Origin of the sequence: Caldivirga sp. UBA161 (assembly GCF_002506515.1) — an archaeon.
Lineage (GTDB): Archaea > Thermoproteota > Thermoprotei > Thermoproteales > Thermocladiaceae > Caldivirga.
In genome coordinates this window covers 1-8,495 of sequence record NZ_DAXS01000070.1, presented here as the reverse complement: position 1 = coordinate 8,495, position 8,495 = coordinate 1, and the positions used below count along the sequence as shown (strand labels likewise).

9 protein-coding genes are annotated in these 8,495 nt (G+C 43.5%); 5 read left to right on the top strand and 4 right to left on the bottom strand.

Features of this window, described 5'->3' with window-relative positions; translation table 11 throughout:
• Nucleotides 1-186 precede the first annotated feature (186 nt).
• Nucleotides 187-1,089: a hypothetical protein gene (locus tag BP896_RS08260; protein ID WP_291767447.1), complete on the bottom strand. Its 903-nt coding sequence runs from the start codon at nt 1,087-1,089 to the stop codon at nt 187-189.
• Between the two features lie 49 nt (nt 1,090-1,138).
• Here BP896_RS08260 and BP896_RS08255 point away from each other — a divergent pair, with 49 nt between their 5' ends.
• The 4 genes from BP896_RS08255 to BP896_RS08240 are packed head-to-tail and all read left to right on the top strand — an operon-like array spanning nt 1,139 to nt 5,220.
• The gene (locus BP896_RS08255) at nt 1,139-2,692 is read left to right on the top strand and encodes a hypothetical protein (protein WP_291767445.1); all 1,554 of its coding nucleotides are present in this window, start codon (nt 1,139-1,141) and stop codon (nt 2,690-2,692) included.
• Nucleotides 2,685-3,626 carry an AAA family ATPase gene (locus tag BP896_RS08250; RefSeq protein WP_291767443.1) on the top strand — a complete coding sequence of 314 codons (942 nt, stop codon included), beginning with the start codon at nt 2,685-2,687 and terminating at the stop codon, nt 3,624-3,626. The genes BP896_RS08255 and BP896_RS08250 overlap by 8 nt, the downstream gene beginning before the upstream one ends.
• A gap of 15 nt (nt 3,627-3,641) precedes the next feature.
• On the top strand, nt 3,642-4,712 hold the full coding sequence (locus BP896_RS08245; RefSeq protein WP_291767442.1) for a DUF58 domain-containing protein: 1,071 nt from the start codon (nt 3,642-3,644) through the stop codon (nt 4,710-4,712).
• 1 nt (nt 4,713) lies between these two features.
• Complete coding sequence (locus BP896_RS08240) at nt 4,714-5,220, top strand: hypothetical protein (RefSeq protein WP_291767441.1); 507 nt, start codon at nt 4,714-4,716, stop codon at nt 5,218-5,220.
• 28 nt (nt 5,221-5,248) lie between these two features.
• On the opposite strand, the gene BP896_RS08235 is transcribed toward BP896_RS08240, so the two are convergent.
• Complete coding sequence (locus tag BP896_RS08235) at nt 5,249-5,818, bottom strand: YbhB/YbcL family Raf kinase inhibitor-like protein (protein ID WP_291767439.1); 570 nt, start codon at nt 5,816-5,818, stop codon at nt 5,249-5,251.
• A 78-nt stretch (nt 5,819-5,896) separates the two neighbouring features.
• On the opposite strand from BP896_RS08235, the gene amrS reads away from it, so the two are divergent.
• Nucleotides 5,897-7,015 (top strand): AmmeMemoRadiSam system radical SAM enzyme, encoded by a 1,119-nt coding sequence (gene amrS, locus BP896_RS08230; protein ID WP_291767437.1) that lies wholly within the window; start codon nt 5,897-5,899, stop codon nt 7,013-7,015.
• A gap of 19 nt (nt 7,016-7,034) precedes the next feature.
• Here the strand turns inward: amrS and BP896_RS08225 are convergent, their stop codons facing one another.
• Together BP896_RS08225 and BP896_RS08220 are read right to left on the bottom strand one after the other, a co-directional pair.
• Nucleotides 7,035-7,256: a hypothetical protein gene (locus BP896_RS08225; protein WP_291767436.1), complete on the bottom strand. Its 222-nt coding sequence runs from the start codon at nt 7,254-7,256 to the stop codon at nt 7,035-7,037.
• A gap of 42 nt (nt 7,257-7,298) precedes the next feature.
• Nucleotides 7,299-8,495 (bottom strand): AAA family ATPase (locus BP896_RS08220; protein WP_291767434.1); only part of this gene is annotated, 1,197 nt, incomplete at its 5' end.

Genomic DNA, 8,495 nt, shown 5'->3' with positions numbered 1-8,495 from the left:
AGTTGAAGTTTATGAGATTGGTTTCACGCTTTAAAATCCTCCAATTACTTACTCAACCCACTGGCGCATACGCCAACATTACCACAATGAACACGCTTAATCTTCCATAACTAAGTAATATACTAAGATGCTGAGGCCTAAATCTTCCATTAGGCATTCACACTTTAGAGTGGGGATGCAGGTTGGTTACATTCTTTTAATCATCTTAATGAGCGCCTTAACAGCCTTATTATACTCCCTGCAGTTTATTGGTTCCCCGGCATAGACATGCCTCTCGTAGGTTGAGATAACGCTAAGCACCAGTTCACGGTCACTAGTGTAGTAGGATATGTACTTTAATAATTCACTCCTAGTTAAGTCAGGCTTATATATTTGAAGGAACTTATTTAACCTATTAATCACCCTCCTCATTCCATTAATGGCGCAGTCCTCATTAATCCTTAATTCACTAATGGATAGTGTAATTAAGGTAACTGAAATTAACGCTAAGGCAAGTAATATTATTAATTCAGGTGAAGTAAACTCATTAACCATACTACTTACCGTAGTGGTTACTGTGGTTGAGGCATTAACGTAAGGCTCACCACCGTACCTATACATGCCGGGTGGTAGAAAGTGATTCATCATTGTCGTGTTACCGAGGTAAGGGCTAATGGGGTTCAGTGGGTTAACTAACTCTTCACTGGTGCCGTTTAATGAACTTGGGAGTAATGATTGATTGGCTTGTGGACTTGCTGATTGAGGGGTAGGATTGAGGGGTGAGGCTGCACTAATATATATTATAAGCCTGGTTAAGTTAACGGCCTCATGCTTAACCTCAATTACACCGTAGGCTAAGTAAGGCTTATTATTAAGCACTAGGAATCCACTAAACTCCACCGCCTGAGTGAAGTTAAGTGAGGAGTAGGATTGGGCCTCATTAATTAGGCTTGAGATTGTGGATTCAGTTAGGATGAGGACTCCTGTGGATTCATTATACTCGACGCTTAGGGGAATGAACTTAATAATGGAGTAGTTAAGGGGTGTTAACGCAACGCTGACCTCATTCTGAGGTATTAGGATCGGTGAGGAAGCTACAGTAATAATCAATGTTACTGTAATAAAGTATATATAACCTTTCTTAATGCTCACACATTAGGTGACTGAGGCAGTGTTAATATTACTTTCCCTAAGGCTCATGGCCTATGCCCTATTATCCATAATGGGGAATACATCATGCATAATGGTCCCTAACGTAAACAACACAGTAATTAACCTAACCCTTAATGGTACAGGCTTTGGATTAACATTAATTAATAATATTACAATTACTGGCCTTAATTTAACATTAAATACATACTATAATGTATCACTAATAGGTAATTACGCTGAGGAATTCATGAGGCTTGGTGAAGCCTATTGTGAAGGGCCCTTCGGTAAAATGTACATTATTGGTAATAACGCCTACTTCATTAATTCAACAAGCAGTGGATTAATTATCGGCGTTACAAGTAACTTAACCATTAATGAAGTATCAATGACCTGCCCCATGATACCTAACCTGAACACTAATATTAGTACTGTTGTCTCAAGGTATGTTCATGCACCTATCATTGGAGCCAATTGCCTAGTCACCGCTAGGCTAAGTGGTAATACGTCGGCTGCACGTAACTTAACTTCAATTAACTTAATTCTCAATGGCCTCGCACCAATACCCTTTAAGGCAACCTTCAGTGGAGCCTTTAACACATACACTTACGGGGGTGGGTTAGGACTTGGGAACGCATTCCCAACAAGCGTACTGCTGGTAACTAAGTCTGCTGAATTAGTGGCTAGGGTTGAGTCAAGTATCCCCCTTTACCTTAGATTCTATATTTTTGATAACGTGACTAAGGGTTATAGCCTCAACTACACGTTAAAGCCCATAGTTTCCTTCGAAGCCATGCCCTACACGTTAATGATGTTCACTGGTAATGTAACAGACTGCAGGGTGTATAACGTCACCGCTTACTTAATTCACCCTGAAACTATCATACCAATACCAATACCTGTTAATGAAAATGAGTCGTTTGTTGTTGCACGGTATGTTGAAATCAAGTACACTAACCCCCCATCTAGGCTACTCTTAATTGAACCCGGTAAGGTACTCATGGTAAGTAACCCAGTAAGTGAAGTAGGTTACAGTGTTGAGGTCTGTAGAATAACTGGCGTAGAGGCCATGGTTATTAATGACCCGTATGCACTCCTGTATAGGTTTACTGTTAAATTACCCGTAATGATTAATGCATCAACACCAATGAAGGTAACCAAGGTGATGCTTAGATTATTCAATAATGATACCGTCAAGGCGATGCTAAGCAGTGCCTTAAATTACCCATGGAGCCCATTGGTGGCTAGCGCTGCAGCCATGTACCTCTATAGAGCTTCAGGTTACCCAGCTAGGGTTGCCTTAGGTACAATACCCATTAAGTATGATGGAGAGTACTTGGAGTATGGTTACTTACCTTGGGTTGAATTCTACTACGGTGGTTGGATTGACCTAAAGCCCTACAGGGGTTTACCAGTGTCATCCAATGGTGGTGGATTAGGTGCGTTACTTACTAAGTACGGTATAGTTAACTACGTGGGTGTAAGCACCCTTTTAGTGCTACCGGCGTTACTAATTTATTACCTATACCTTTACCTAACCACTAGGGGTGTTTACAGTGAGTGATGCCCAAGCAGTAGGCACTGTGCTCAGTAGGATGCTGTCTGAGTTATCTAAGGTTATTATTGGTTATGAGGAGGAGGCTACGGTGATGTTCGCCACACTACTGGCAGGCGGCCATGTTCTACTTGAGGGTGTACCTGGGGTTGGTAAAACAACGTTGGCTAAGGCATTCGCTAAGACGCTTAGCTTAAGCTTCAGTAGGATTCAATTCACCCCAGACCTTCTTCCAAGTGATGTTGTTGGCACGGTGGTTTATAACCCTAAGATTAATGACTTCGAGGTTAAGCTTGGGCCAATATTCGCAAACATAGTGCTTGCCGATGAGATTAATAGGGCTCCACCCAAGACTCAGGCTGGCTTACTTGAGGCAATGCAGGAGGGGCAGGTCACCATTGGTGGGAGGTCCTTTAAACTACCTAAACCATTCATGGTTATTGCAACCCAGGACCCAAGGGAATTAAGCGGCACATACCCGCTCCCTGAGGCTCAATTAGACAGGTTCATGACTAGGATTTACTTAACATACCCAAGCTTCGATGATGAGGTTCAAATAAGCATAAACACTAATCTGGGTAGGGTTGAGTTAGTTAGGCAGGTTATTTCAATTGATGAATTAACTAGGTTAATTGATCAGGTTGATGGAGTTAAGTTAACGCGCCCAGTGGCTAATTACATTGTTAACGTGGTTAGGGCAACGAGGGAGTATAAGGGCGTTAGGCTTGGAGCCAGTACTAGGGCTATTCAAATGCTTAGTAGGTTAGCTAGAGCTTGGGCGTTGATTCATGAGAGGAATTACGTAGTCCCCGAGGACGTGATTAAGGTTGCGCCATATGTGTTAGCCCACAGGATCTTCTCCTCATCAGTTAACTCTGAGAAGGTTATTGAGGATGTTTTAAAGGGTGTTGAGACTCCTGAGGCTAGTTTAATAAGGAAATAAGGGAGGTAAGTTACTGTGGTAAGTGTAGTAAGTAGGCTGAAGGCAGTATTAAGGGTGTTAACCAGGCGGCAGGTAATTGATCAGGTTAGGGCTGTGGCTCAACCACTGGTAATGGTTGTTGCATCATATGTTGGCTTCATTAATGGCTCACCTCAATTAACCATGGTAGCCTCCCTAGCCCTACTCTTCTACACATCCTACGTACTCTCATGGTACGTATCACGCACAGTGGAGTTAAGGAGCCTTAACGTTGAATTACCATCCCATGCAGTACATAGGGGTGAGGGTATTAGGGTTAAGGCACCGGTTGGGGTTGAGGTTAAGCCAATTGTGTCTAGGCATGTGGTTATTAAGGGTGATGAATTAGTATTCAAGTGGAGTGGTGTCGCTAGGTTACTTGGCTTCCTATTAACCACATACGACTCCTTAACCGGGTTAACACTATCTAGGTTTCAGCAATTGAAATCAACAGTAATGGTTTTACCAGGGCCATTGGAGGGGGCTGGGGCCGAGGCATCGAGGCTTCTTGAAACTGGGGCTGAGGAGTATAGGGGACTTATTGAGTATGATTACTCTAAGCCTGCCTCAAGGATTCATTGGCCATCATCAGCTAAAGTTAATTCACTAATAGCTAAGGACTACAGTGAGGAAGCGGCTAGGTTAACCGTATCCATACCTGCCTTACCTGAATTATTAATTGGAGGTGATGTTAGGCCTATTGATAGAGTGCTTATGGCCCTTGAGGAATTGGCTAGGCAACATGGGTTAATTAGGGTTCTTTTAATTGGACCAGGTATATCAGAGAGCATTAATGTGAGTGTTGGTGAAGTACCCCTTGTTGAGGGGTTGCTTGTTGAGGCCTACTCATGGGCTAAGGATGAGTATGAGGTTAGGAGGCTGAGTAGGTTAATTAATGTGCCAAGTGATGAAGCCGCTTGGGTCGTGTACCCTAACCTTAAGCCTAATGAGGAGGGGTGGGATTACTTCATAGTTAATGCCGCAGGTCATTTGGCAATAATACCCAGTGAGGCGGCTGATTACGCAGTTCAATTAAGGAGGAGGGGTATTGAGGCTCTGGTGGTTTAACATGAATTATTGTAGGCTTACGTTAATTTTAATGATTATTATAGGTATGGCCCTAATAATAATTACTGACTACTTACCGCTAATTCCATTGGCGGCATTACTACCACTCCTACTCCTCATTAAGCCCAAGTACTGTGAATACGCTACATTCAGTCTGGCTGCATTATTACCCCTGGTTCTACTTCCGTCACAAGGCCTACTGCCCTTAAGCCTAGGCTTAATTGAAGAGTTACTTTACGCCTCACTGCTCATCACCAGGCTTACTAAGGCTGGTGGATTAATCATGGCCCTCAACATGATCTTATCTGTAGCACTATTCACCCTCTACTACTTTACGAATGCTTGGAGGCCACTTATTGACTACGTGGTCAGCTTAATACCCTTAACCAGTGGCCAAATCATGGGTATATCATTATTAAACTCAATGATGTTAACGGTGGTGAGCATAATAATAATTGACTACGTATTATTAAGAATGTGGCTTACCCATGCTGGTAATCCACAGTGATTATTCACAAACGCACTACCCCTCATCCTTAACCATAGTAACCAATCCATATGGCAGTGGCTAATACATGATTCCTAACCATGCCTACTAATTGAGCGTAAGTGTACTTATTACCCTTAACATTAATTGTTGAGTCCAAGGCGTAGACTATTATAATGTACTTATGCCTACTGGGCGGGCAGGGGCCATTGAAGCCCACGTTACCGAAGTCATTAACCAATTGCTCACCAAAACTAGTGTTGAATGAGTGAGGTAGGTTAGGGGGTATTAATGGCACTGGTGGTGCGTTTACTAGGGCCCAATGTATGAACATGTTGGCATCAACATCAATCATAATAATCATTAAGGACTTGGTGCTTGGGGGAATATTACTTATGATTATTGGAGGTGATGAGGAGAAGTTAACCCCATTGCAGGCGTATGAACTAGGTATTGTTGATTCATTACCGTATATAGGCACCCTAATGCTAAAGCCCCCTAGGCCTAAATTAGGTTCATATAAGTTAACCTTACCGCTGGAACCACCAATAAGCATTGCAGCTAGCACCACTATTATTAGTATTACTGCAGCCAGTATGTAGGAGGACTTAACCCTCATCCTAACCTTTAACCTAACCCTGCTTTTTAATACCTTACCCTAGAACGATTTATTAATCCCCGCAGTAATCAGTAATGCGTGAAGGAGGCTGAACTAAAGCGTGATTTAGGTGGAGGAGTAGTTATGTGCACTGCATGCGCCAGGCGGTGTAGGCTTAATGATGGCCAGGTAGGGTTCTGTGGGGTTAGGGCTAACTTCGGCGGCAGATTATTCCTTGTTGTTTACGGTAAATTATCAGCCATAGCTGTTGACCCAATTGAAAAGAAGCCACTCTTCCACTTTAACCCAGGCTCAAGCGTCTTATCAATGTCCACATACGGCTGCTCCTGGGCTTGTCAATTCTGCCAGAACTTCGACATTAGTCAAAGACGCCTATGGGAGGGGTTTGAAGTAACGCCTGAGCTTATCATTGAACTGGCTGAGAGCTATGGGGCACATGGCTTAACTTACACTTATAATGAACCCTCAGTCTTCGCTGAGTTTGCACACGATGTTGGCTTATTAGCTAGGAGGAGGGGATTATTCAATACATTCGTCACCAACGGTTACTTAACTGATGAAGCCGTGGATTACTTATCAAAGTTCCTTGACGCCGCTACAGTTGACATTAAGGGTAATGCGAATAAGGAGTTCCTGAGGAAGTACTCAATGGTTCCTGACCCTGAACCAATATTCCAGTCAATTAAGGAGATGAGGGATAAGGGAATCCACATTGAGATAACTGACTTAGTTGTCCCAGAGATTGGGGATAGGCTGGAGGATGCTGAGGTAATGCTTAAGAGAATCATGGATTACCTAGGGCCAGACGTATCAATACACTTCCTCAGATTCCACCCAGACTATAAGCTCAGTAACCTACCACCAACACCAGTTAAGACCCTTGAGAAGCACGCTGAGTTAGCGAAGAGGATGGGGTTTAGGTACGTTTACTTAGGTAATGTTCCAGGGCATAAGCTTGAAAACACCTATTGCCCCAACTGCGGTAAAGTGGTGATTAGGAGGTATGGATTTCAGATACTTGAGGTTAACTTAACTGAAGATAATAGGTGTAAGTTCTGTGGAGCTAAGATAGCTATTGATGGTAAGGTTTGGCCAACGTGGAGGGAGGATAGGTTTGCATTTGTTCCAATTCACTTATTCACAAGGTACACTAAGGTTACTAAATCGGACGTGGAGGCGCGCAGTAAGCCTCATTAACCTTACCGATGGAGTGTAGTCACTGCCTAAGCTTAATGTAGTACTTATACTTCCTATCAGTGCTAACAGCTACTAGGCCATTTAACTCAAGTCTCATAAGCACCTTAAGTACCTCACCCTCATCCACGTTATCGTAGCCGAACGCCTTCAAAGCCTGCATTAAGTCCTTAATCGATGACTCCTTCTTCATTTTAAGGTACTGGTATATAACGTAGTGGAGTGGGAATGATGGCTTACTCATTCATGCTAGTGGAAAATAAAGCCTTATTAAAGGTTTTGCAGATTAAATGAATATTTCAGCCTTCCTCTGCTCCCTAACCCTAACTTGACTCGTCTTAAACCTATCCCACCATGACTCATAGAACTTAATCATCTCTGGCGTTAAGGTAGCCCTAATCTTATTCATTGCCTTAGAGAAGTCCTCCATGGTAACCTCCGTTGCGTTCGGGTCCTCCCTAAGGGCCATTAATGCCGCCTCCCTAACCAACAGCTCAATGTCAGCGCCAGTGTAGTACTCAAGTAGGTCAGCTAACCTCCATAAGTCAACATCCTTAGCCAAGGGCACATTCCTAGTATGAACCTTAAGTATCTCAAACCTACTGGGCCTATCTGGTGGTGGTACGTATATTATTCTGTCGAATCTCCCTGGCCTTAGTAATGCTGGGTCAAGTATATCAGGCCTATTCGTTGCACCAATAACAACCACGTTCTCCAAGGCAGCTATTCCATCCATTTCAGCTAATAGTTGAGCTACAATCCTATCCATTGCGGACGTATCCAATGTGTAGCCTCTTGCTGGTGCTATTGCGTCTATTTCGTCGAAGAATACTACGCATGGTGCTGCCATTCTCGCCTTCTTGAATATTTCCCTAATAGCCTTCTCACTCTCACCAAACCACTTACTCAGTATTTCAGGCCCACGTACAGCTATGAAGTTTGCACCACTCTCATTAGCAACAGCCTTAGCCAACAAAGTCTTACCAGTACCAGGAGGACCAAACAACAAAATACCCTTAGGTGGCCTAATGCCCATTATCTTAAACCTATTCGGGTACTTAAGGGGCCATTCAACAGCCTCCCTAAGCTCCTGCTTAGCCTCCTCTAAGCCACCAACGTCACTCCAGCGAACCTTAGGGACCTCAATGTAAATCTCCCTCAGGGCGCTTGGTATTATCTCACGCATGGCATCCATGAAGTCCTGCATAGTAACCTTAATCCTGCTTAAGTTCTCATCAGTGAAGGTGTTTGGGTCATCCGGATTAATTATGCCTTGCTGAAGGGCCCTACGTAAAGCCTTCATTGCAGCCTCCCTGGCTAATGCGGCTATGTCGGCTCCAGTGTAGCCGTAGGTTATCTCAGCAAGCTTCCTTAAGTCAACATCCTTCTCAAGTGGCATATTCCTAGTGTGGACAAGCAGTATCTCATACCTACCCCTCGTGTCCGGTGGATTAATCCAAATCTCCCTGTCGAATCTTCCTGG

Coding starts and splice junctions, on each gene's coding strand:
- BP896_RS08235 (WP_291767439.1), bottom strand. CDS start 5,818: ATGAGGGTTAAGTCCTCCTACATACTGGCTGCAGTAATACTAATAATA.
- BP896_RS08225 (WP_291767436.1), bottom strand. CDS start 7,256: ATGAGTAAGCCATCATTCCCACTCCACTACGTTATATACCAGTACCTT.
- BP896_RS08240 (WP_291767441.1), top strand. CDS start 4,714: ATGAATTATTGTAGGCTTACGTTAATTTTAATGATTATTATAGGTATG.